This is a genomic window from Pedobacter lusitanus, from assembly GCF_040026395.1.
Classification (GTDB): Bacteria; Bacteroidota; Bacteroidia; order Sphingobacteriales; family Sphingobacteriaceae; genus Pedobacter; species Pedobacter lusitanus.
Genome location: NZ_CP157278.1, coordinates 2,977,089 through 3,000,219, shown reverse-complemented (window position 1 = coordinate 3,000,219; position 23,131 = coordinate 2,977,089). Strand labels below are relative to the sequence as shown.

20 protein-coding genes are annotated in these 23,131 nt (G+C 39.0%); 12 read left to right on the top strand and 8 right to left on the bottom strand.

Features of this window, described 5'->3' with window-relative positions; genetic code table 11:
* The first annotated feature begins 43 nt into the window (after positions 1-43).
* Both PL_RS12770 and rdgB read left to right on the top strand, forming a co-directional pair.
* Complete coding sequence (locus PL_RS12770) at positions 44-670, top strand: hypothetical protein (protein ID WP_041883727.1); 627 nt, start codon at positions 44-46, stop codon at positions 668-670.
* Complete coding sequence (gene rdgB / locus PL_RS12765) at positions 670-1,251, top strand: RdgB/HAM1 family non-canonical purine NTP pyrophosphatase (RefSeq protein ID WP_235324589.1); 582 nt, start codon at positions 670-672, stop codon at positions 1,249-1,251. Before PL_RS12770 ends, rdgB begins: the two co-directional genes overlap by 1 nt.
* Here rdgB and PL_RS12760 read toward each other — a convergent pair.
* Complete coding sequence (locus PL_RS12760) at positions 1,220-3,847, bottom strand: OstA-like protein (protein ID WP_082035979.1); 2,628 nt, start codon at positions 3,845-3,847, stop codon at positions 1,220-1,222. The genes rdgB and PL_RS12760 overlap by 32 nt on opposite strands.
* A gap of 163 nt (positions 3,848-4,010) precedes the next feature.
* On the opposite strand from PL_RS12760, the gene tilS reads away from it, so the two are divergent.
* The 3 genes from tilS to bshA all read left to right on the top strand — a co-directional run bounded on the left by tilS (position 4,011) and on the right by bshA (position 7,167).
* Positions 4,011-5,345, top strand: coding sequence for a tRNA lysidine(34) synthetase TilS (gene tilS / locus PL_RS12755; protein ID WP_348621842.1), 1,335 nt, complete (start codon positions 4,011-4,013; stop codon positions 5,343-5,345).
* Positions 5,346-5,828 (top strand): hypothetical protein, encoded by a 483-nt coding sequence (locus PL_RS12750; RefSeq protein ID WP_041883721.1) that lies wholly within the window; start codon positions 5,346-5,348, stop codon positions 5,826-5,828.
* 190 nt (positions 5,829-6,018) lie between these two features.
* On the top strand, positions 6,019-7,167 hold the full coding sequence (bshA, locus tag PL_RS12745) for an N-acetyl-alpha-D-glucosaminyl L-malate synthase BshA (RefSeq protein ID WP_041883719.1): 1,149 nt from the start codon (positions 6,019-6,021) through the stop codon (positions 7,165-7,167).
* An 80-nt stretch (positions 7,168-7,247) separates the two neighbouring features.
* On the opposite strand, the gene PL_RS12740 is transcribed toward bshA, so the two are convergent.
* Positions 7,248-8,366, bottom strand: coding sequence for a lactonase family protein (locus PL_RS12740; RefSeq protein ID WP_041883717.1), 1,119 nt, complete (start codon positions 8,364-8,366; stop codon positions 7,248-7,250).
* 14 nt (positions 8,367-8,380) lie between these two features.
* A complete protein-coding gene (locus tag PL_RS12735; RefSeq protein WP_041883716.1) occupies positions 8,381-9,865 on the bottom strand; it encodes a pseudouridine synthase in 1,485 nt (494 codons plus the stop codon).
* 294 nt (positions 9,866-10,159) lie between these two features.
* Here PL_RS12735 and PL_RS12730 point away from each other — a divergent pair, with 294 nt between their 5' ends.
* The 6 genes from PL_RS12730 (at position 10,160) to PL_RS12705 (ending at position 19,057) form a co-directional block, all read left to right on the top strand.
* Positions 10,160-10,867: a lytic transglycosylase domain-containing protein gene (locus PL_RS12730; protein ID WP_235324588.1), complete on the top strand. Its 708-nt coding sequence runs from the start codon at positions 10,160-10,162 to the stop codon at positions 10,865-10,867.
* Between the two features lie 128 nt (positions 10,868-10,995).
* Positions 10,996-12,099: an alpha/beta hydrolase gene (locus tag PL_RS12725; protein WP_041883714.1), complete on the top strand. Its 1,104-nt coding sequence runs from the start codon at positions 10,996-10,998 to the stop codon at positions 12,097-12,099.
* 32 nt (positions 12,100-12,131) lie between these two features.
* The gene (locus PL_RS12720) at positions 12,132-13,010 is read left to right on the top strand and encodes a hypothetical protein (RefSeq protein ID WP_041883711.1); all 879 of its coding nucleotides are present in this window, start codon (positions 12,132-12,134) and stop codon (positions 13,008-13,010) included.
* An 84-nt stretch (positions 13,011-13,094) separates the two neighbouring features.
* Positions 13,095-14,546, top strand: coding sequence for a Gfo/Idh/MocA family oxidoreductase (locus tag PL_RS12715; RefSeq protein ID WP_041883708.1), 1,452 nt, complete (start codon positions 13,095-13,097; stop codon positions 14,544-14,546).
* A 155-nt stretch (positions 14,547-14,701) separates the two neighbouring features.
* On the top strand, positions 14,702-17,545 hold the full coding sequence (uvrA, locus tag PL_RS12710; protein WP_041883706.1) for an excinuclease ABC subunit UvrA: 2,844 nt from the start codon (positions 14,702-14,704) through the stop codon (positions 17,543-17,545).
* A gap of 42 nt (positions 17,546-17,587) precedes the next feature.
* On the top strand, positions 17,588-19,057 hold the full coding sequence (locus PL_RS12705; RefSeq protein WP_082035982.1) for an NAD(P)H-hydrate dehydratase: 1,470 nt from the start codon (positions 17,588-17,590) through the stop codon (positions 19,055-19,057).
* Here the strand turns inward: PL_RS12705 and PL_RS12700 are convergent.
* From PL_RS12700 to lipA, 3 genes are all read right to left on the bottom strand, one after another.
* On the bottom strand, positions 19,050-19,916 hold the full coding sequence (locus PL_RS12700; protein WP_041883702.1) for an anti-sigma factor: 867 nt from the start codon (positions 19,914-19,916) through the stop codon (positions 19,050-19,052). The genes PL_RS12705 and PL_RS12700 overlap by 8 nt on opposite strands.
* A 1-nt stretch (position 19,917) precedes the next feature.
* A complete protein-coding gene (locus PL_RS12695; protein WP_348621835.1) occupies positions 19,918-20,469 on the bottom strand; it encodes an RNA polymerase sigma factor in 552 nt (183 codons plus the stop codon).
* A 66-nt stretch (positions 20,470-20,535) separates the two neighbouring features.
* On the bottom strand, positions 20,536-21,414 hold the full coding sequence (lipA, locus tag PL_RS12690) for a lipoyl synthase (protein ID WP_041880761.1): 879 nt from the start codon (positions 21,412-21,414) through the stop codon (positions 20,536-20,538).
* A gap of 183 nt (positions 21,415-21,597) precedes the next feature.
* On the opposite strand from lipA, the gene PL_RS12685 reads away from it, so the two are divergent.
* The gene (locus tag PL_RS12685; protein ID WP_041880760.1) at positions 21,598-22,002 is read left to right on the top strand and encodes an OsmC family protein; all 405 of its coding nucleotides are present in this window, start codon (positions 21,598-21,600) and stop codon (positions 22,000-22,002) included.
* Here the strand turns inward: PL_RS12685 and ytxJ are convergent.
* Together ytxJ and ribH are read right to left on the bottom strand one after the other, a co-directional pair.
* Entirely contained in the window at positions 21,992-22,324 is a 333-nt protein-coding gene (ytxJ, locus tag PL_RS12680) for a bacillithiol system redox-active protein YtxJ (RefSeq protein WP_041880758.1), read from the bottom strand. The two genes, PL_RS12685 and ytxJ, sit on opposite strands and share 11 nt — an antisense overlap.
* Positions 22,325-22,536: 212 nt before the next feature.
* Positions 22,537-23,028 (bottom strand): 6,7-dimethyl-8-ribityllumazine synthase, encoded by a 492-nt coding sequence (gene ribH / locus PL_RS12675; protein WP_041880755.1) that lies wholly within the window; start codon positions 23,026-23,028, stop codon positions 22,537-22,539.
* Between the last annotated feature and the right edge of the window lie 103 nt (positions 23,029-23,131).

The window sequence follows — 23,131 nt, the reverse complement described above, 5'->3', positions numbered from 1 at the left end:
CTAATTTTAACACAAAAATTATTTCCCAAAAAAGGCATAATTCATGGGTGAACAGTTAACCACCAGTGCAGAAGCTCTTCGTTTATTTTTTACTGAAGATATTTACCTGGTCAATAGTGATGATAAAATACTTCCTGAAATATCGGCTGAATCTGTGTCAGCTCCTGCTGCACAGCATATAACTGCTGTTGCAGAAACCACAGTCTCTGTTAGCGGAGCTGTCAATGAGGTGCCCGGACATGCAGCCCCTGTCATTGAAGTGAAACAACCGGCTGTAAAAACTGTGGCATTTAAATACCTGGGTAAGAATCAGAAAAACATCCTTATCCTGGTAAATGATGAACAAAATGAGGTCAGTACAGATAAAGGAAAAGAATTACTCAGGAATATTGTGAAAGCACTTCAGCTAACTGCAAATGACTTTGCCCTGCTGAATTATGCTACCTGTATGCAGACGGGATTTGAAGAACTTAAAAGCTTTTTTAAACTTAACGTTGTCCTTTCTTTTGGTGTCACGCCTTTGCATCTGGGAATGGGGGAGCACCCTGTTAACGAAATTATTATGCAAGATGCCGCACAACTTATTTTTTCGGGAAATCTGGATCAGCTGGCTGATGATCAGATAGGGAAAAAAACATTGTGGGGTAGTCTTAAGAAACTCTCAATATGATCAGTAAAATAGTCTTTGCTACCAATAATATCAATAAAACTAAAGAGGTCAGTTCGTTATTGTCAGGTCAGTATGAAGTGCTGAATCTGAAAGATATTGGCTGCACAACTGATATTCCTGAAACAGCAGATACATTTGCCGGAAATGCAGGATTAAAAAGCCGCTTTGTGGTAGAAAATTTCAATCTTGACTGTTTTGGTGATGATAGCGGACTGGAAGTTGAAGCACTGAATAATGAGCCTGGTATTTACTCTGCACGTTATGCGGGCGAAAGAGGGGATGAAGCAAATCTTGCGCTGGTATTACAGAAAATGCAGGGACAGCAGAACAGAGCTGCCCGTTTCATTACAGTGATTTCACTAATCCGTAATGGAGAAGAATTTCTCTTCGAGGGTGTTATTAATGGTACATTAAGAGAATCTCCGACTGGTGAAAATGGATTTGGCTATGATCCCATTTTTCAGCCTGATGGTTATCAGGAAACTTTTGCTGAAATGGATATGGAGCAGAAAAATAAAATCAGCCACCGCGCCATAGCCATGCGTAAACTTATTGCTTTTTTAAAGGAACAGGCTGTTTAGACAAAGAATCAGCTTTTTTAATCAGTGCAGGTAAAACTTTTTTAACTGTATCTGTAATTTTTGACGGAATCTTCTCTGCCAGCTTCAATGGATTGACATTCTTTTTCAGAGAATCAACCTGCTTGTTTAGGGAATCTATGTTCTTCTTCGGAGCCAGTTTATCTGTTGCCTTTTTCAGGGTAAGTGAATCCACATCCTTTGTGGCTTGTTTGATAAGGCCTTTAGCTCCCGGAATCTGATCGCCAATGGCATCAATTGCTGAATCTTTCAGGTCTTTAACTGCAGGCTTATCTGTTGCTTTTGCACCAGGTTTAACCGCTGTCCCCGGAGCTGTTTTTCCGGTAGTTTTTCCTGTGGTTTTTGCTCCTGCTTTTATAACTGGTTTTGCTTTGGCAACTACTTTTGGATTAGTGACTTCTCTTTTTGAACGTGGTCGTAATTCAGGTTTCCAGATAAAGCCAGTCAGGATTACATCTTGTTTAATATCAGCTACAGGAGTAGTTGCACCTTCTACATCTTTGATAGGCACTACATCTGAGATCTCATTTTTCTTGAAATTGACTTTAATCCTGCTGCTGATAGTCTGATTCATTTTGTCATATTTTTTACCATCATCAGTCTTCGTAAAATACACACTTTCAGCGTTTCCATCTACGTACATGCTGGTTAATGTTCCGTCCTTAAAGAAGCCGGTAATCATTTTTCCTTTAATCTGATTGAATTTGGCAGAGTCAGTATCTACATTGACCGCAAATGCAGTATGAATAACCTGTACGGAATTTATCTTCTTATTTCTAAGCTGCAGATAAATAGTATCTCCGGTCTGCTGAGAATTCTGAGACCAGATAATAGGATTTTTATACCACCTTAAGGTCGAATCTGCACTGGTATAGAACAGAGAGTCTGCCTTAGCCTGCATATTTGTTTTAAATACGTTGACATGGTGATAAGCTTTGATACTTCGGGTAAGAACAGTGTCTGCCGGGTTAAATGGCAAACTGTCTTTGGTTGTTTTTTTAATTGCCCCCTTTATTCCGCTTTTAATTTTCGAGGTATCTGTTTTAAGCTTTGCCGTGTCGGTTTTAAGTTTTGCCGTATCACCTTTTAAGGTCAGGCCAGTCTTTAAGTTAATTTGCTTTTTCAGACTATCGCCTTTTAATGTACCAGCAGCCGGGATGCCTTTTTTAATTACGGAATCTATGCCTTTGAGTATGATGGCTTTCTTTTTCAGTGAATCAGTTAGCCCGGGCAGATCGGGTTTATCCTTGCCTCCTGCCTTTTTTAGCTGATCGGAGACCCGCAGTTCTGCTGTCTTTTTAAGAATGGAGTCAATTTTATTTATCGGAACTTTCGCTTTAAGGAGGCTGTCTCTTTTTAAGCTGTCTTTTGCAGTTAAAACAGGTTTATCATTGTTTTTCTGATTCTTCTTGTCATCGGCCGGTGTTTTAGGGTTTTTGCCATTAGCAGCAGGAACAACTGGTTTTTTAGTATCTGTACCTTTCTTTTTACTACCCACCTTACTGCCTTCCCGGTCTTCCTCACCCAGTTCATTATCTTTCTTGATCACTGGTGCTTTGATCAGTTTTAAAGTCTTTTGAAGCACCATTTGTGTCTCCAGTGTATCGGCACCCAACCATAATGTGTCTGCCCGTTTCACGTCTTTGACCGTAATGGAATCACTGGTTCCAATACCCGCATAGGCATTTTTGGTAACGAGTGTCCGCTGATCTTTCTTATAATAAAAACCCAGCTGACCATGCATCAGCATTTTATCGATGGTATCTTTAAAAACAATATTTCTTACTGCTTTACCATATCCTGCACGTCCGTCATAATACAGGCTGTCACCTTTCAGAGATTTACTGCCGGATGTGTAAAGATTGTTTTTTCCGAAATAGGCATAGGTTGTCTTTGTATTATATGCGCCGTTTTCGGTGTAAAGATTACCGCCGTCTTTCTCTCTGATATTGGTAGGGCCATAGAAATAAGCCCAGTTGCTGAAGGTGTTGTATCTTAAAGTATCAGATTTTATTGTACTCTGATCTGTTACAACGAGTACGTTAAAACGAAAATAGGCATCCCTGCTATTAGCAAAATAATAACCGTTTTTACTCGTAATGGTTGCATCTTTATTGACAATTTTACCTCCGCTTACATAGGTTCCGACTTTTGGTCCCATGGCATAGTCAAGTATATTGGTAGTGAGTACAGAGGTTCTGTCCAGTAAACGGACATTACTGGTTAAGTGAGCCAGTTTGGCATTTCCGTCATAGGTGAGATAGTCTGAATAGATATTGATCGTATCTGCCTGGTTGATATGTACATTGTTAAATGCTTCGAAGTAATTTTTTGCAGTGTAGAAAACGGCACTGTCACAAGTCAGAATAGCGTTATCCTGCCTGAATACTGGTTTTCTCAGATAGGTGATATCTGTTTTGGGAATAATTTTACTTCTCTCTGAGCTCTGCAGAATAATCTTTGTCCGCTGCTGCGCAGATTGTACTACATTTTGCTGTGCGGAAAGGCACAATGGAAATAAGAAAAACAGGATAAACCCTGTAATCTTTATAGTCAGATTAGCATATAATGAATTCATGATCATACCATGAATGTTAAAAAACGTATTTATTTTACTGGAAATGTGTATTTTTTGCACAATACAAAGTTAGTTTTTTGCTTACCATTATAAGCGCCTGTTTTAAATTTATCTAATAATTAGTTTGTACCGCTTTTTGGCCTCAAATCGTTATTTTTGGAGAATGTTACCCTTACAAAATTTCCTCGGTTATATCGGTCAGAATTCCTTATTTAATCCGGATCAGCGAATTCTGTTAGCCGTAAGCGGAGGTAAGGACTCTGTGTTGATGGCTCATCTTTTTAAGTTGGCAGGATTTAAATTCGGAATAGCACATTGTAATTTCGGACTGAGGGGTGAAGAGTCACAAAGAGATGAACGTTTTGTAAGTTCTCTGGCTACTCAGCTGGAAGTACCGTTGTATGTAACGCATTTTGCTACTAAAACGTATGCCGCTGAACATCGGGTTTCCACGCAGATGGCTGCCAGAGATTTAAGGTATCATTGGTTCGAAGAACTCAGACAGCAGGAAGCCTATGATTATATTGCTGTTGCTCATCATCAGGACGATGCTATAGAGACAGTTTTACTGAACCTGGTCAGAGGAACCGGCATAGCAGGATTACATGGTATTTCATCAAAAAGAGATCGTCTGATCAGACCTTTGCTGTTCCTGTCGCGTGCTGATATCGATGAGGCAATTCAGCAGCATAATTATGATTTTGTAGAAGACAGTTCTAATTCAAGCACTGCTTACGCCAGAAATAAGCTAAGGCTGGGCGTGATTCCTCTGCTTAAGGAGATTAATCCTAATCTTGAACAGACTTTCGAACATAATATTCTCCGTTTTGCGGAAACTGAAATGGTTTTGCAGCAGCACGTGATTCAATTGAGAAAAGAGATTTTTGAGGAAAAGAAAGACGGTATGTATCTGTCGCTAAATAAAATTAAAGCATTGAATCCTAAACGGTTGCTTTTGTTTGAGCTGCTTAAACCCTACGGTTTTACAGAAACGGTAGTAGAGGATATACTGAACTCCTTATCTAAACAGAGTGGTACTTCTTTCTATAGCACGGGGCACCGGTTGACATTAAACAGAGGTAAGCTTTTACTGACTGCAATTGAAAAGGAAGGAACTGGTCTGAACGGTATTATTCATCCGGATGATAAGGAGGTAATATTTGGGAATCAGGTTTTTGATATTTCATATTCTGAGCAGATTGTATTTGAAAATAATCCCCGGAAAGCATTTATAGATGCAGATAAACTGATCTTTCCGGTAGTTATCAGAACCTGGCAGGAAGGGGATCGTTTTATGCCTATAGGAATGAGAAATTATAAAAAGCTGAGCAATTTCTTTATTGATGAGAAAATACCTCTGCCCCAAAAAGATAGTATTCCAATTCTGATTAATGGAAACGGAGAAGTGGTATGGGTAGCGGGTTTAAGGCAGGACAATAGATATAAAGTAACTGCTACAACAAAAAAAGTCGCTATATTCGAACAGAAATTAAATTAAATGGGCAATAAGTACGCTTTTCTGGAGAAACAATATATAGGCAGGGATTATATCAGGATCTGTATCCGGTTATTGATGGCCGCTTTCTGTTTTGGTGCATATGTATATGAAAGAGATCGCGACAATACACAGGATTTGTTCCTTGTAGTAGGCTTTGGTATCATTGGTATATCCATTGCCTTATTATTCCTGATTCAGTATAAAACCATTATTCATAATAAAAGTATGATCATTGATGGGCTGTGGACAGCAAAAAAAGTCAAGATAGATTTAAATAGTATAACTGATGTAAGAAAAGATACTTACAGTAGTTATCTTTTTAATAACCCGGTTTATAATCTGCATCGTAAAGGTAGTATCCGTTTTTATTCTTCAGGTAAGGATGCAGTTGTGCTGACAGACCGTGATGGTCTGGAATATTATATTGGTACGCAAAGACCAAATGAAATGCTTCTGGTCATTCAGGCCGAAATGAAAAAGTAATTCTGTCGCAAATCAAATAATTGCAATTGTTTAACATAAAGATCAGTTTTAGTACTGTTATTTGCGGTTGAAACAGTTTAATGAAAACTGTTGTTGAAATCATCATGTGCAGCAGAACTTGAACTGAAATGAATACAGAACGGATAGCACATGATAGCTTCATTACAATTAAAAAAACAATTATATTCCAATGAAAATAGGTATTGTTTGTTACCCTACATTTGGTGGTAGCGGTGTTGTCGCTACAGAATTGGGAAAGGCACTGGCCGATGAAGGACATCAGGTCCATTTTATCACCTATAGCCAGCCTGCGAGGTTAGACTTTTTTTCTGCTAACCTTTATTATCATGAAGTATCTGTCCGGGATTATCCATTATTTGATTATGCACCTTATGAGTCTGCTCTGGCCAGTAAACTGGTAGATGTGGTAAGGTTCGAAAAACTGGATATCCTCCATGTACATTATGCAATTCCACATGCTTCTGCTGCCTTTATGGCAAAACAGATCCTGGAAACTTATGGTATACATATACCGTTTGTAACTACACTCCATGGAACTGATATTACTTTAGTTGGAAAAGATCCTACTTACAAACCTGTGGTTACTTTCTCTATCAATAAATCTGATGGGGTAACTACTGTTTCAAATGACCTGAAAGAAGATACCAATAATCATTTTGATATTACCAATGAGATCAGGGTAATCCCGAATTTTATTGATTTCAGCAGATTTAGCCTTAAACCAAAAGATCATTTCAAAAAAGCTATAGCGCCTAATAATGAAAGAATCCTGATCCATACGTCTAACTTTCGTAAAGTAAAAAGGACAGCAGACGTGATTAAAATGTTCAGACTTATTCTGAACAAAATCCCTTCTAAATTACTGATGGTAGGAGATGGACCTGACCGCGCCAATAATGAGATGTTATGCAGGGATCTTGGTATTTGTGATCATGTCCGTTTTTTAGGAAAACAGGATGCTGTGGAAGAAATCCTTTCGGTAGCTGATTTATTCCTGATGCCTTCCGAAACGGAAAGTTTCGGACTTGCCGCTCTTGAAGCAATGGCCTGCAAAGTGCCGATCATTACTTCGAATGCTGGTGGTCTGCCCGAATTGAATATAGATGGCTTTTGCGGATATATGAGCAACGTTGGTGATGTGGATGATATGGCAGCCAAAGCGATTGCGATTCTTGAAGATGACGATGTTTTAAACAGGTTTAAAGAAAATGCTTTTAAAAGAGCACAGGATTTTGATCTGAAAAAAATACTGCCTTTATACGTAGATTATTATAATGATATTATAGCAAAGAATCTTGAACTGCAGGCAGTACTTTAAATGCTGTCCTGTTATTAATAAAAAAAGCCCGGTAATCAATTACCGGGCTTTTTTTATTAATTAAGTATCTGTTTAAACTATTATTTGTCTTTGAGTACAAAAGCGAAACAAACCGGAGCACCTACACTGATTCTCTTTCCACTGTCTTTTAATGCGCCTGTAGCCTTATTACGTTTAAAAATGACTACATCATTTGTGTACTGATGACCAACTAATAACCAATTACCACTTGGATCGATTACGAAAGCTCTCGGGCCTTTACCTAAAGTACTGGTCAGACCTTTATTAATCAGGTGTCCGTTACTTTCAACAGCAAAAGTAGTAATGGTATTGGCAGTGCCTCTGTTACTTACGTACAGGAACTTTCCATCAGCAGAAAGTTGTATGTCTGCAGCTCCGCTCTCCCCTTTGAAATCTTTAGCCAGCATAGATATCTCCTGTATTTTCTTGAAGATACCGTCGTTATAACTGAAAACAGTTACCTCTGCAGTCATTTCCTGTATCAGATAGGCAAATTTACCATTGCTGCTAAAGATGATATGTCTTGGGCCGCTACCAGGTTTAACACTGATACTGTCTTTTAAAACCAGAACTTCATTTGGTGAGTCCTGATGATAAGCGTAGGTGTAAACCATATCTTTTCCAAGATCATTGGAAATTATATAACGATGATCAGGGCTAAAACGCACCATGTGAACATGCGCACTGCTTTGTCTGGCTTTGTTAATGCTTGAGCCTGTATGTTGAACTACCTGTTTAGCAGGAGTCAGCGCACCGTTCGCTTCTCTGCCAAAGACACCAATGTTGCCACCGCTATAATTAGCGGTCAGCACATTTTTGTCATCAGCAATCAGATAACACGGATCTGCTCCCTCTGCTTTTTGTTTATTCAAAAAACCTAATTTTCCTGTAACCGCATCAAAGCTAAAAGCACTAACCATGCTTTTGTCTCCATCTTCATTTACCGCGTAAACAAATTTCCTGTCTGGTGTAATGGTAAGAAAGCTTGGATTAATCACATTCTTCTCTACATTATTTAATCTGAGTGCAGCGTCAGATGTGTTAAAATCGTAAACATAGATTCCTTCACTTTTACCAGGAGCAGTATATGTTCCAATAACAAGATGATAGTCTTCCTGTTGTGCTTTAGCAGATAAAAAACAAACGGTAGCGGTTAACAGACAAATCAGGTTCTTCATATTTTAGCCTATAATTATTGAATCAGATGTTTAATCTGTATCAGTTCATGTTCTTCTAAAAAGCGCCATCTTCCACGTGGAAGATCTTTTTTGGTCAGATTGCCATAAACCACACGGTCTAATTTGACAACTTCATAACCCAGGTGCTCAAATATTCTGCGGACGATTCTGTTTTTACCACTATGAATCTGAATACCTACCTCACGTTTAGAACCTCCGGCAACGTAAGATACAGAATCTGGTTTAATAATACCATCTTCTAATTCCAATCCGAACTGAATTTTGTTCAGGTCACCCTGACTTAAACTTTTGCTTAACTCAACGTGATAGATTTTAGTAATACCATTTTTTGGATGCGAAAGCTTATCTGCCAGGTCACCATCGTTGGTCATTAATAAAAGTCCTGTGGTGTTACGGTCTAAACGTCCAACCGGATAGATACGTTCTCTGCTTGCTTTTTCTACTAAAGACATTACTGTACGACGCTCCTGAGGATCATCGGTAGTAGTAATATAATCTTTAGGTTTATTTAAGAGTACATAAACTTTCTTTTCACGTTTAAGTAACTCACCGTTATAACGTACTTCGTCTTTTCCCGGGTCTACTTTATGTCCCAGTTCAGAAACCGGAACTCCGTTTACAGAAACCACACCAGCGGCAATCAGCTCATCTGCCTTACGACGTGAACAGATACCTGAATTAGCGATATAACGGTTTAAACGAATCTTTCCATCATCTATAGTGTTGCTTTCCTTTCTGGCACGCATTACCGGTGCTTTAGGAGCATAAGGCTTAGGTGAACCTGAATATGGTTTTGCCGGTGCGCCTTCTTCTCTTTTTCTGAAAGGTCTGCTATCTGTACTTCTGGAAGTGTTTTTCTTATCGTCGAAAGTTCTGAATGGTCTTTCACCATCAGTACTGAAATTGTCTTTCTTTATATAACTACGACCTTCATTTCTTGGCATTTCTTTTGAACTGCCTTCTTTGAATGCACGTGGTTTGAATGTTTTGCCACCGGCACCTCTTGAGGAGAAACTCTTAGCCTCACCATCTCTTGGAGGTCTTGAAGAGAAACTTTTGGAATCGCCATCTCTGCCTGCTCTTGGTTTAAAACTGCTGTTGCCGTCTCTTGGAGGTCTTGAGGAGAAGTTTTTAGCCTCACCATCTCTGCCTGGTTTTGATCTGAAACTGCTGTCGCTGTCTCTTGGAGGTCTTGAGGAGAAGCCTTTAGCCTCACCGTCTCTGCCTGTTCTTGGTCTGAAACTGCTGTCGCTGTCTCTTGGAGGTCTTGATTTGAAATCATCGCCATCTTTACTGGCTCTTGGTCTGTAATTATCCTTTCCAGCACCAAACTTACTTTTGTCGTTCCCTTCTTTATCTCCAAACTTGCTTTTGCCTTTGTAAGAACTATCTGCTCCACTACGACCTTTACCTGTTGTGCTTCGGTTTCCCGGTTTGGACTTGTCATCCCGACTGTTCCTGTTGTTGTTATTTGTCATGATACGCTGTTAACCACATAATTAATGCGGGGTGCAAATTTAATAAAAATCGCGCAATTACTCATTTATATTTTCAGCATGCCAGATAAAAATAAAATCATGCTCTATGGGTGTTTAAACGTTGATTTTATTGCTTATTTCTGTAAAATGTTGATAATTAGATAAATATAAGGTACATTTGCAGGCGTTTTATAATTGTTCACCAAAAAAAGGAGGAAAATGATAAAGAAACACATAATAACATGTTCGATAATTTTAGGATTATTGGTTATGGCAAAAGTGTTTGCTTACAACATGCCCCAAGCATTTAAAAGTCAAAAAAAAGGACTTAATAACACTACAAAAAGTATTACCACTACTACCACTACTATTACAGAAGAGCCTGTAAATCTGATGGCTCAGTTAAATTTCGCAGAAGAAACTTTACCTCTTGGTGACAGGAAGGTGGAGCAAAAAATGAAAAGAGTTCTTGCGGGATATAGTTACAGTAATCTCCAGACAAATCGTTTACACAGAATGGCTGCAGAATGGTTCCCTATTATTGAACCGATTCTTGCTGCATATGGTATTCCCAACGATTTTAAATACATGCCCCTTGTTGAATCTGGTTTACAGGGTGGAATGTCTCCAAAAGGAGCAAATGGATTCTGGCAGTTTATGCCAGGTACAGCACGTACTTACGGACTAAAAGTGAACTCTGAAGTAGATGAACGTAAAAATTTGCGTAAGTCTACTATAGCAGCCTGCAAATACATTAAAGAATTGTATGGTGTTTTTGATAGCTGGACCCTGGTCGCAGCAGCTTATAATGTGGGTGATAACCATATGAGAAAGCAGATCAACAGACAAAATCAGGATAATTATTTCAAAATGAAGCTTAATCGTGAAACAGGTGGTTATGTTTACAAGCTTATCTCAATGAAACAGATTATACAGGATCCGTCACGTTATGGCTATCGCGAATCTAAAGGCGTATTGGCTATGAATACGAATCAGGAATAAGAGATCAATAACATGAAATTAAAAAGCCGGCACATGCCGGCTTTTTTTGTGAATAAGAATATTAATATCGACGTAACTAAATTGACTAATTTGTTTCTAATCAGTATTATATTAATTCCAGGAAACTTATGCGTACTTTATTAATCGCGTTGATTTATCTAACCTCATTTTCTCTGCTTGCGGTAGGGCAAAACAAGATACCCCAGCAGGATCCTTATGCTGAAGGAAAAGAAATTATAGCTGGTCTTGGGAAGATTGTTAATCCAAATGGAATACAGGAAAGTTATAAAGTTAAAATAGGAGGGATTAATCAATGGGTCACTGTTCGGGGACAAAGTCGTAATAACCCTGTAATTATATTCGTTCATGGTGGTCCGGCTTCTCCGATGACACCTCTGATCTGGACATTTCAGCGACCTGTCGAAGAATATTTTACAGTCGTTAATTATGATCAGAGAGGCTCAGGAAAGACTTATCTTGAAATTTCTCCGGATTCAATCCGCAATTCGATAAAAATAGAAAACTATGTTCGTGATGCAATTGAATTGGCTGAATTCGTAAAAAAGCATTATCAGGTAAAGAAAGTTATCCTGATTGGGCATAGCTGGGGAACAATTATTGGTATGAAGGCAGCATTGACGCGTCCTGATTTATTTTATGCTTATGTTGGAATAGGTCAGATTATTAATACCAGGGACAATGAACGTTTAAGCGTTGAATATGCGATCTCACAGGCTGTGAAATTCAAAAATGATACAGCACTAAAAGAATTAAAATCTATATCACCATATCCGGGAAATTTACCCGTTACCAGACCACGCATTATTCTTGCAAGAAAGTGGGCACAGTATTATGGTGGATTGAGTGCTTTTACAGCTGATTTCAGGTATTATTTCAATGCACCTCTTCTTTCTCCTGAATACAATGAAAAAGAAGTCTCAGCTATAAACAAGGGTAGTATGCTTACTTTAGGTAATGTGCTGCCTGAATTTCTGGAAGTAGATTTTAAGAACATTCAAAGATTTCCAATTCCTGTATTTATGTTTATGGGAAGATATGATTATACAACTCCATCAGTACCGACAGAAATATGGCTGAGTAAAATACAGGCGCCTGTGAAAAAAGGGATCTGGTTTGAAAATTCTGCGCATTTAATTCCATTTGAAGAACCAGGGAAAATGCTCGTTACTTTATTACAATATGTCAGACCACTCGCTGAAGATTCAAAATAAGCTTAGCTTTATATCATAAGCAAAAATATGATATGGAGCATTTATACTATAAACCATCGGGCAAAATACCAGTAAAGGGTATTGTTATTTCTTTGATAACGACTGTGATCCTGACTGTGATCCTCAGCATTCTTTATATCGCTCTGCAATGGTTTATTCCTTTTATTTATCTGAATTTCTTTATTGCCGTTGGGCTGGGGCTTGGAGTTGGGGCAGTTGTATTTATAGCAATTGGTTTAGGAAAGATAAGGAATACAGGGTATGACCGCTTACTGGCTTTGGTCAGTGGTTTGTTGGCCTGGTACTCACAATGGTCATTGTTTGCCTCTTTAATGTATGAGGCAGAAGGGAGCATGGCCGGGGGCATGTGGGTCCGTTCTTCTTTTAATCTGAATGGTTTCCGAAATGTATTTACACATCCTGATCTGCTTTTTCAGGCAATGCTCAATCTGAATAATGCCGGGACTTTTACCTTAAAACATAATGTAGTTTCTGGTGCTCTTTTATGGGTGATATGGGGTATTGAGGCTTTGATTATAATTGCAATACCTATTATATTCTCAATTTCCGGAAGAACAACAAGCCCGTTTTCTGAACAGAATGATATGTGGATGGAAGAACGTGATCTTGAAGGTAAACTGAAAACCATTGAAAACCCTGAAGAATTGACTCTTGAACTAAATTCGGGTGATTTCAGATCGTTGAAAAACTTTCTGCCTGCTGATGATCCGGGCGATCATTATGCTGTTTTACGTGTGTATGAATCTCCTGGTGATCCGGTCAGTTATATAAGTGTAACAAACATCAGTCATATAACCAATAAGAAAGGTGAACTCAAGAAAGAGAGTAAAACAGTAATTGAATATTTCAGGGTTGTTTCGGAAGTAAAATTTTATTCACTGAATTCATGATTTTTTCACTTTATCTTAATTAAGAAATGTTTTTCTTCTAACTGAAAACGTATATATTTAGTGAGTTTAAAAAATACTCCTCTAATGAAATCTGCTATACGAATAATTCTGATTGGTGTCGGTCCTCATTCTAAACGTGTATATCTGCCTGCTCTGGCTAAGTTGAAGAAGAAATTTGATGTTGAAATTTCTCTGGCAATCGATGTTAAATCTGAAGCCCGGAAGATTGAGCAACATTTTGAAAAACATGATTATATAATCAATACGCTCTTTATAGATCCTTTTACAGGTGCATTGCCGGCAGATCTGAGTAATGATCTGACCCGCTTTGTTAGTGAAAATCACATTAATGCGGTCATTATTGCGACAGAGCCTTCGGTTCATCATACCTATGCGGAATGGGCTTTAAGCTTAAAGTTACATATCCTGATGGATAAGCCTGTCAGTACGAGAGAAAATGCGGTTTCTGATCTGGAACAGGCCAATGGGATACTGGCTGATTATCTGCAGCTGTCTGATCTTTATCAGGAATTTCAGAAAGAAAAACCAACGATCTTTTCTATTAATGTTCAGCGAAGATATCATCCGGGTTTTCAATATGTCATGGAGAAGATAAAAGAAGTGAGTCTGGCTACCAACTGCCCGGTTACTGCTATTCATTCCAGTCACAGTGACGGCCAGTGGAGGCTGCCTTCAGAAATGGTTTCACAGGATTATCATTCCTATAATAAGGGACATGGAAAGATGTCTCATAGTGGGTATCATATTTTTGATATTGTAAGTCAGCTATATAATGTTCCTGATATAAAGGCCAAATTACCTGATGGTATGGAGGTCATCAGTTCTCTGATACAACCAGACGGTTTTATTACTCAGATGAATGAGCAGGATTACGCAGGCTATTTTAATGCCGAATATGAATCAGTGAAAGTATATAAAGACGAGCAGCTGATGAACATCTTTGAAAACTATGGAGAGGTAGATGCGGCGATCCTGATACGGATGCTTAAAGAGAAGAGGAATATTGCGAACATCACGATCAATTTATTGCATAATAGCTTTAGCAGAAGAAGCTGGGTTTTGCCTAATGCAGACCTTTATAAAGGGAATGGCCGGGTAAAACATGAATATCATAATATACAGCAGGGACCCTTTCAGAATATTCAGATCCATTCTTATCAGGCTAAGGATAAACATCATCATAACAGTAAGAAAGATCATAAAGCCGGGGGCAATAATCATTTTGATATTTATATCTTCCGTAATATCGGAATATTGGGAGGAAAGCATCCTTTAGAAGTCATTACGATGAAAGATCTTTCGGCAAAACATGATCTTGACGATTCCAAACTGCTAACTGAACAGGCCAAGACTGCGGTAGTTGAAGAGTTTCTCGGTTTCATTGATGGCAGGCTAGATAAAAAAGAGCTGAAATCAAATATTGACAGTCATCTTAATAGTGTAAAAATGATGTCAGCTTCTTATGTGTCACATATTAACCAGAAAGATGGGAAAACACCGGTAGTGAATATTTAATGGCTCATCTTTCTTTTAATACCTGTTGATTTTCTTTGAACAGCCTGTGCTGATTTATAAATCCGGATAGGCTATTCAAAGAAAAATGGGTACTTTTGTGGCTGCAAATTTGCTTTCTTTATTTCAAAGATTTCAATAGCATTTTTTAGACACATATGAGCAAAAATACCATCGACCTGGGTGAACAAAAAGATGTTGAAGTATACGGTGCAAGGGTTCACAACCTTAAAAACATAGATATTTCTTTTCCGCGTAATCAACTGGTTGTAATAACCGGTTTAAGTGGCAGTGGTAAATCTTCTCTGGCATTTGATACGATTTATGCCGAAGGACAACGCCGGTACATGGAAACCTTCAGTGCTTATTCCCGCCAGTTTATGGGGGGTATGGAGAGACCTGATGTTGATAAAGTATCAGGACTGAGTCCTGTAATTGCCATTGAACAAAAAACAACAAGTAAAAATCCAAGATCTACTGTTGGTACCATTACTGAAATTTATGATTTCATGCGTTTGCTGTATGCCCGTACTGCTGATGCTTTCTCTTATAATACCGGAGAGAAAATGGAACGCATGAGCGAAGATCAGATTCTTAATAATATCTATAATAAGTATGAAGGCGTTGCGGTTAACATTCTTGCACCCGTTGTTAAAGGCCGGAAGGGACATTACCGTGAACTGTTTGAACAAATTCGTAAACAGGGATATGTAAAAGTGCGTATTGATGGAGAAATACAGGATATGACTCCAAAAATGCAGGTTGACAGATATAAGATTCATGATATTGAGATTGTCGTAGACAGACTTTTAGTAGATAGAAAAGATCATAAACGACTGATTGATTCTGTCCAGACCGCTATGCGTGTGGGCAAGGGGATTATAAAAATCAGTGATAAAGAGAATAACGTTTCTCATTTCAGCCGTTTCCTGATGTGTCCTACCACAGGAATATCCTATGATGAACCTCAGCCAAACAGTTTCTCCTTTAACTCTCCTTACGGAGCCTGTGAGCAATGTGATGGTCTGGGTTATATTTTTGTAGTTGACAGGGAGTCGGTGATGCCTAATCCTAAGTTAAGTATTATGAATGGCGGACTGGCTCCGCTTGGAGAATACAGGGATATCTGGATGTTCCAGGTGATTAAGGCACTGGCTAAAAAATATAATTTCTCGCTTTCAACGCCTATAGAGAAATTGGGAGAGGAGAATATCAATATTCTTTTAAACGGTAGTCCGGACCTGCTTTCTGTAGCTGTTGAATATAATAAGTGGAACGTACAGAACTACCAGATCACTTTTGACGGGATTATCAAATTGCTCGAAGAACAAAATGAGAAAAAAGGAGAAGGTGCTGTGGACGATATGGATACCTTCCGTAAGCTAAAAACCTGTCCTTCCTGTAATGGTGCAAGACTGAAAAAAGAAAGTCTGCATTTTAAAGTGGACGGCAAAAATATCTTTGAACTGGCTGAAATGGACATTAACAGTCTTAAAGGATGGTTTAATGAACTGGAGAACCGTTTAAGTGAAAGACAGAATACAATTGCCAAAGAGATTTTAAAAGAAATCAGAACGAGACTGGGCTTTCTGACCGATGTAGGTTTAAATTATCTTTCTCTCGATAGAACAGCAAGAACGTTGTCAGGAGGGGAAGCGCAGCGGATAAGGCTGGCTACGCAGATAGGATCACAACTGATGAATGTCATGTATATTCTGGATGAACCAAGTATTGGTCTTCATCAGCGTGATAATGAACGGTTAATTGGTGCGCTGAAAAACCTGCGCGATCTTGGGAATACAGTGCTGGTTGTAGAACATGATAAAGACATGATCCTTGAAGCGGATTATGTAATTGATGTTGGTCCTGCAGCCGGTTTACATGGTGGACAGGTCGTTGCCGAAGGCACACCCGCAGAGATTCTGAAGTCAGGAACATTAACTGCAGCTTATCTGAATGGCAGTAAGGAAATAGAAACTCCGGCAAAAAGAAGAAAAGGCAACGGACATAAATTGTCTATTGTCAAAGCAAGTGGTCATAATCTTAAAGATGTTTCTGTAGATTTTCCATTAGGTAAGTTTATTGCGGTTACCGGTGTTTCCGGTAGTGGTAAATCAAGCTTAATCACAGAGACGCTCTATCCGATATTAAACCATCACTTTTTCAGAGCAAAAAAACATCCTTTGCCTTATGAGAAAATCAATGGGATCAAAGAAATTGATAAGGTCATTGAAATTGATCAGGCACCTATTGGCAGGACACCAAGGTCAAATCCTTCTACTTATACCGGTGTTTTTTCAGATATAAGAAACTTATATGTACAGCTGCCGGAAGCCAAGATCAGAGGATATAAACCTGGTCGTTTTTCTTTCAATGTAAAAGGTGGCAGATGTGAAACCTGTCAGGGTGCAGGGATGAAGGTTATTGAAATGAATTTCCTGCCCGATGTACATGTGCCTTGTGAGGAATGTGGTGGCAGAAGATATAACAGAGAAACACTGGAAGTGCGTTATCGTGGTAAATCAATCAGTGACGTACTCGATATGAGCATTGAAGATGCCTGTACATTTTTTGAGAATATGCCGGTGATTTATCGTAAGATCAAAACGTTGAAAGATGTTGGATTAGGCTATATCACATTAGGACAGTCTTCCACTACTTTATCCGGCGGTGAAGCACAGAGGGTTAAGCTGGCTACTGAATTATCTAAAAAAGATACCGGTAAAACTTTCTATATTCTGGATGAACCTACAACAGGTCTGCATTTTGAAGACATCAATGTACTATTGGGAGTGTTAAATGAGTTAGTAGACAAAGGAAATACCGTACTGGTGATTGAACATAATCTGGATGTGGTTAAAGTGGCCGACTGGGTTATTGATTTAGGTGAAGAAGGTGGTGCCGGTGGTGGAAGAATCATCTTTGAAGGAACACCGGAAGGTCTGATCCAGAGTCCGATCAGTTTGACCGGTAAATTCCTGAAAAAAGAAATGAAACATTAATCTATACTATTTTACATGCAGAACCTGATTAATCAAGAGCAGATGCGTTCAGCAGACGTATTTACCATTAAAGAGCAAGAGATATCCTCCATAGAGTTAATGGAAACTGCTTCTGCAGCTTTTGTAAAAGAGTTTGTCCGGGAGATTACTGACGAGAATACACCGATAGCTGTTTTATGTGGTAAAGGAAATAACGGCGGTGACGGATTAGCGATTGCCAGAATACTTAATGATAAAGGATATAACCTGGTCTCGGTATATCTGATTGATTTCTCCGCTCAGGAAACTGAAGAGTATAAGGTTAACCTGAACCGTTTAAAAGACCAGTGGTTTCCTTTAACAACTGTAAAATCTGTTGCAGACCTTAAAAATCTGAAAAGCGGGGTAATTATCGATGCTGTTTTAGGAGCAGGATTAAATAAAAAATTAAGTGGTCTTTATCTGGAGCTTGCGCAATTCGTTAACGGATTAAATCTTCATGTGATTGCTGTAGATGTTCCGACGGGTTTCCCTGCCGAAGGTAAACTGGATAAGGATAATGTCTATATTAAAGCTGAACTGGTCATCTGTTTTCAGCGGCCAAAGATCAATTTTTTCTTTCCTGAATCGGCAGCTGCTTTAAACCGGTTTATAGTAACGCCAATCGGACTTAGTGAAGAATTTATTGAACGTTTTGATTCTCCCTATAAGCTTTCGGATGCTGGAGATATCAGCGATTTAATCAAACCGAGAAAGCCATTTACACATAAAGGTACTTATGGTCACGCATTGATTGTGGCCGGACAAAGAGAAACCATGGGCGCTGCAATTCTTGCTGCCAGAGCCTGTTTATATAGCGGAGCAGGATTGACAACTCTTTCTATTCCTGAAAGCGGATTAACTGCCCTGAACGCCACTCTTCCTGAGGTTATGTATAAAGACCGGACAGCGTTAAGTCAATCTGGCGGAGGGTTTGAAAACTTTAGCGCAATTGCGGTAGGGCCGGGGCTGGGTACAGGAGCAGAAAGTCTTGATATCTTAACCAGTCTGCTCAAGCTAAAGCTTCCTCTGATTATTGACGCTGATGCCTTAAATCTGCTTGGTGAATATGAAGAACTGTTTAAGCAGGTACCTGAAGGCTCTGTATTAACACCTCATATCAAAGAATTTGATCATCTGTTTGGTGTGCATGATTCCTGGTGGGACCGTTTGCAAACTGCAAGAGCACAGGCTGTTCAGCGGAAATGTGTCATTGTTCTTAAGAATCAGTATACTTTTATTATTGATCAGTATGGTGGGGTAAAGATCAATCCTACTGGTAATCCGGCAATGGCGCAGGGTGGAATGGGAGATGTGCTGACCGGCATAATTGCCTCATTATCTGCTCAGGGCTATCCAGCTGATCAGGCTGCCAGTGCAGCTTGTTATCTGCATGGATTGTCAGGAGATAAACTTGCTGTATCAAAGATTGCTGTCACTGCTTCTGCAGTTGCCGGTTATATCCCTGAAGTTTTAAAAGAATTGATTAAATAGAGACACCGCCCATAACAACCATTTTTTCCATAGTTGGGTTAATGCTGCCTCCGCGTTTTTCAAGAGTTACCGCAAATGCCTGAGCATTTCCAACTTCTTTCATAGAAATGAGTAGTTTTTTAGGTACAGCAGTTGCGTCAAATACACCAAGATCTACAGGTTTGCCATTGACGATTGCCCATAGCTGATACTGATGGGAAGCATCATTTTCCGGAAGTGCCATTTTAGTAATGTCTACCATTACATGCTGACCTTTTTTATGCCAGTAAACCATCATATTAGCTTGCGGAGAAATTTTTGTCCCGGCAAGTTTAACAGATGTCCATGTAGGATCTGCGGCAATTGTTGCGATTTGCTGCAGATCTTTATTCTCTTCTTTCATAAAGCTTACCGTACTGGCAAACTTTTCTTTATTAACATTTAAAGCTATAATCTGTTGATTGGCACTATTGAGCTTGTCATGCGCAGAATACAGTGCAACCACACTGACAATTAAGAGTCCGATACAAGCTACAAGGGCGTATCTTAATGTTTTGATAGTCGAAGCAGCATTGTCGTTTTGCAAAGGAATAATTCTGGCTTCATGATTTGTAGCTGGCAAAGATTTTTTTGGAGCAGCTTCTGTACTGGCAGGAACAAGTATTTTCTCAAATATCTGTTTATCGAGTCCACCGGTTGGTTCAATAGCATGTTTAATCGCATATTGCTCCATGGCAATTTCAATAGCGCTGATCTCCTCTTTAATTGCAGGATATTTAGCCGCCATCTCTTCTACTTCACGTTGTTCATGAGCATTTAACTGCCCCAGAACGTAAAGTTCAAGTATGCCTGTTTCGATATATGCTTTTACTTCTTCCACTTTAATTAAAATACTTTCTTAATTCCATAATAGCCATTCTGATACGGGTTTTAACCGTTCCCAATGGTAAATTCAGTTCTTCTGCGGCCTCTACATGGGTGTAACCTTTGAAATAAACCATGTCTAACACACTATTGAATTCAGGTTTAAGTGCAGTAACCATATCTTTTAATCCCATTGTATCGGCATTAAAAGTCACCTTTCTTTGTTGGTCAATGAAATCTACGTTATTTTCTATGTCTTGGTTTTTATTGGCATTACGGAAGTCTTTGGAGCGTACCTTATCTATAGCCAGGTTACGGGCTACATTGATCATCCAGGTAAATAAACGGCCTTTAGAGCTGTCGTAACTATCGGCCGAATGCCATATCTTAATGAAAGTATCCTGTAAAAGATCTTCAGCTATTTCTGAATGTTGTACAATTCTGGAAATTACACCTAACAGTGCCCCTGAATACATATCGTATAATGCCTGAATAGCGATTTTATCGCGATCTTTCAGTGCACGCACCAGATCTTCTTCTGTAAGGGATATTTTTCTATTTGGTGCCAATATTTGCTAATATACAGAATGTGTAACAAGTTCAAACATCTTTTTGTTTGAACCTGCTATTTGTTGTTAGAAATCGAAAAGATGTTTTTCAGCATGGTAGGAAGAACGTACCAGCGGGCCGCTTTCTACATATCTCAGGCCTTTTGCCATTCCAATTTCTTTGTATTTAGCAAATTGATCAGGATGAATCCAGTCTACAACAGGGTGATGGTTACGTGTTGGCTGTAAGTACTGGCCTAAAGTCAGAATATGAACGCCATTTGCAACCAGGTCATCCATAGCTTCCAGTACGTCGTCTTCAGTTTCTCCCAGTCCAAGCATAATACCTGTTTTGGTTCTCAAACCAAATTCTGATATTCTTTTCAGACATTCCAGACTTCTGTCATATTTAGCCTGAACACGTACTTGTTTGGTTAAACGGCGTACTGTTTCGATATTATGTGACATCACTTCAGGGCGTTCTTCCAGAACACGGTAAAGGTTATCCCAGATACCTCTGAAGTCCGGAATAAGTGTTTCTAATGTAGTTGAAGGACTTTCTCTGCGGATAGCCTGTAATGTTTCTGCCCAGATAATAGATCCGCCATCTTTTAAATCATCACGGTCAACCGAAGTAATTACGCAATGTTTTACCTGCATTAACTTAACTGAATTGGCTACACGGTTTGGCTCATCAGTATCCACAGCTTTTGGTCTGCCTGTTGCAACTGCACAGAATGAGCAGGAGCGGGTACAGATATTACCCAGGATCATGAATGTTGCTGTACCGGCACCCCAGCACTCACCCATATTCGGGCAATTTCCACTTTCACAAATGGTGTGTAATTTATGGGTATCTACAAGGCTGCGCACTTGTGCATACTCTTTACCTACAGGAAGCTTAACTCTAAGCCAGTCTGGTTTACGTTGTACTGTGTTTGCTGAAACAACCGGAAGTTCGATCATGAAGCAAAGTTAAGCAATAGGTTTGAATTGTTATAAACATGAAATGTATGTATGGTGTAATGTTATGCTTAAATACTATTGAAATATGACAAACATTGCAGAATCGGGAGGGCGGGATTATTGATTTCGTAAATTATTTATGCTAATCTTGTAAACCGGCTCTTAGAAACCGGCCTCAACAATATGGCAACTTCAAAAATAACTTATACCGGAGGGCTTAGAACCAGCTCTGTTCACTTACGCTCAGGAAATGAAATTATTACAGATGCACCAGTAGATAATAAAGGCAAGGGAGAAGCATTTTCACCTACAGATTTGCTGGCTACTTCTTTAGGGAACTGTATGGTCACTATTGTAGGGATCGCCGCTGCTGAGCATGGCTTTAATATTGATGGAACAACCTGTGAAATCACCAAAGTTATGGCAGAAGGCCCCAGAAGAGTAGCGGAAATTATCGCTGTCTTCCAGTTTCCTGCAAATAATTATTCTGAAAAAGAGAAAAAGATTATCGAAAGGTCTGCAAATACCTGCCCGGTATTTTACAGTCTTCACCCTGATTTAAAGAAAACAATTTCTTTTAATTATTAATCAGTTCGGCTACTTCGTCTGCTGAGATGTCACTATGAGAGGCATCCAGCACACAATCACCATCCTTGATTAATAAGATCTGAGGGGATTCATGATGAACCTGAAATGTTTCAGCTATCTGTGCAGAAATTGCACGGTGGCTGATCAGGTCAAGGAAATACAGATTTGTATCTGACGGGATAACCTCCCAGTCAAGTTCAAATCTTTTTTTTGCCATCATACTCACTGAACAACGGGTGCTGTGTTTGAAAATTAAACTATAACCCGCCTGCGTTTTTATGTCACTGATCTGATTCAGATCAGTAATGTTCTTCCACTCCATCAAATTTGTATTTTTAAATTATGTCAAGCTTACTTTCTCCTGCTGCCTTTCGGATACGAACTGTATGCCGGGCAGATACGGTTAGAGCAAGACTCTAAAACTGTTATCGCAAAGAATACTCCAAGCAATACTATAGCTATCTTTTTCATGAGCGTAGATATTATTTTCTTCTGCTAATCTACACTATTCCAGAAAATAAAACAATTCAGATATTAAGCTGTTGCCAATAAATGAGCCATTTTTATTGCTGTAATAGCTGCTTCATCTCCTTTATTACCATGTTTGCCACCAGATCTGTCTAATGCCTGCTGAAGATCGTTGGTTGTCAGGACACCAAAAATAACTGGTTTGCTATATTTAATTCCTACTTGTGTTACGCCGTTAGCTACTGCATCACAGATAAAATCAAAGTGTTTGGTATCACCCTGTATCACACATCCAAGACAGATAACAGCATCAAGATCTGCATGTTTTTTAAGTAAGATCTCTGCTGCACCGGTTAATTCAAAACTTCCCGGAACTGCTATAGAGGTGATATTCTCTTCTTTTACGCCATGTTTTAACAGCGTTTCCAATGCACCTTTGTAAAGACTGCCTGTTACATCTGCATTCCATTCTGCTACCGCTATTGCAATTTTATAAGCTGCGCCATCAGGTACAGTAGTATGAGAGAAGTCGGACAGGTTTTTTAATTGTGTTGCCATAATGCAAAGATAAGTATTAAAACAAAAAGGCCTGCAATAAATAAGAGATTGTAAAAATGACCTTTATATCGTTCTACTTTCTGATGTTATGACCGGTAAACTG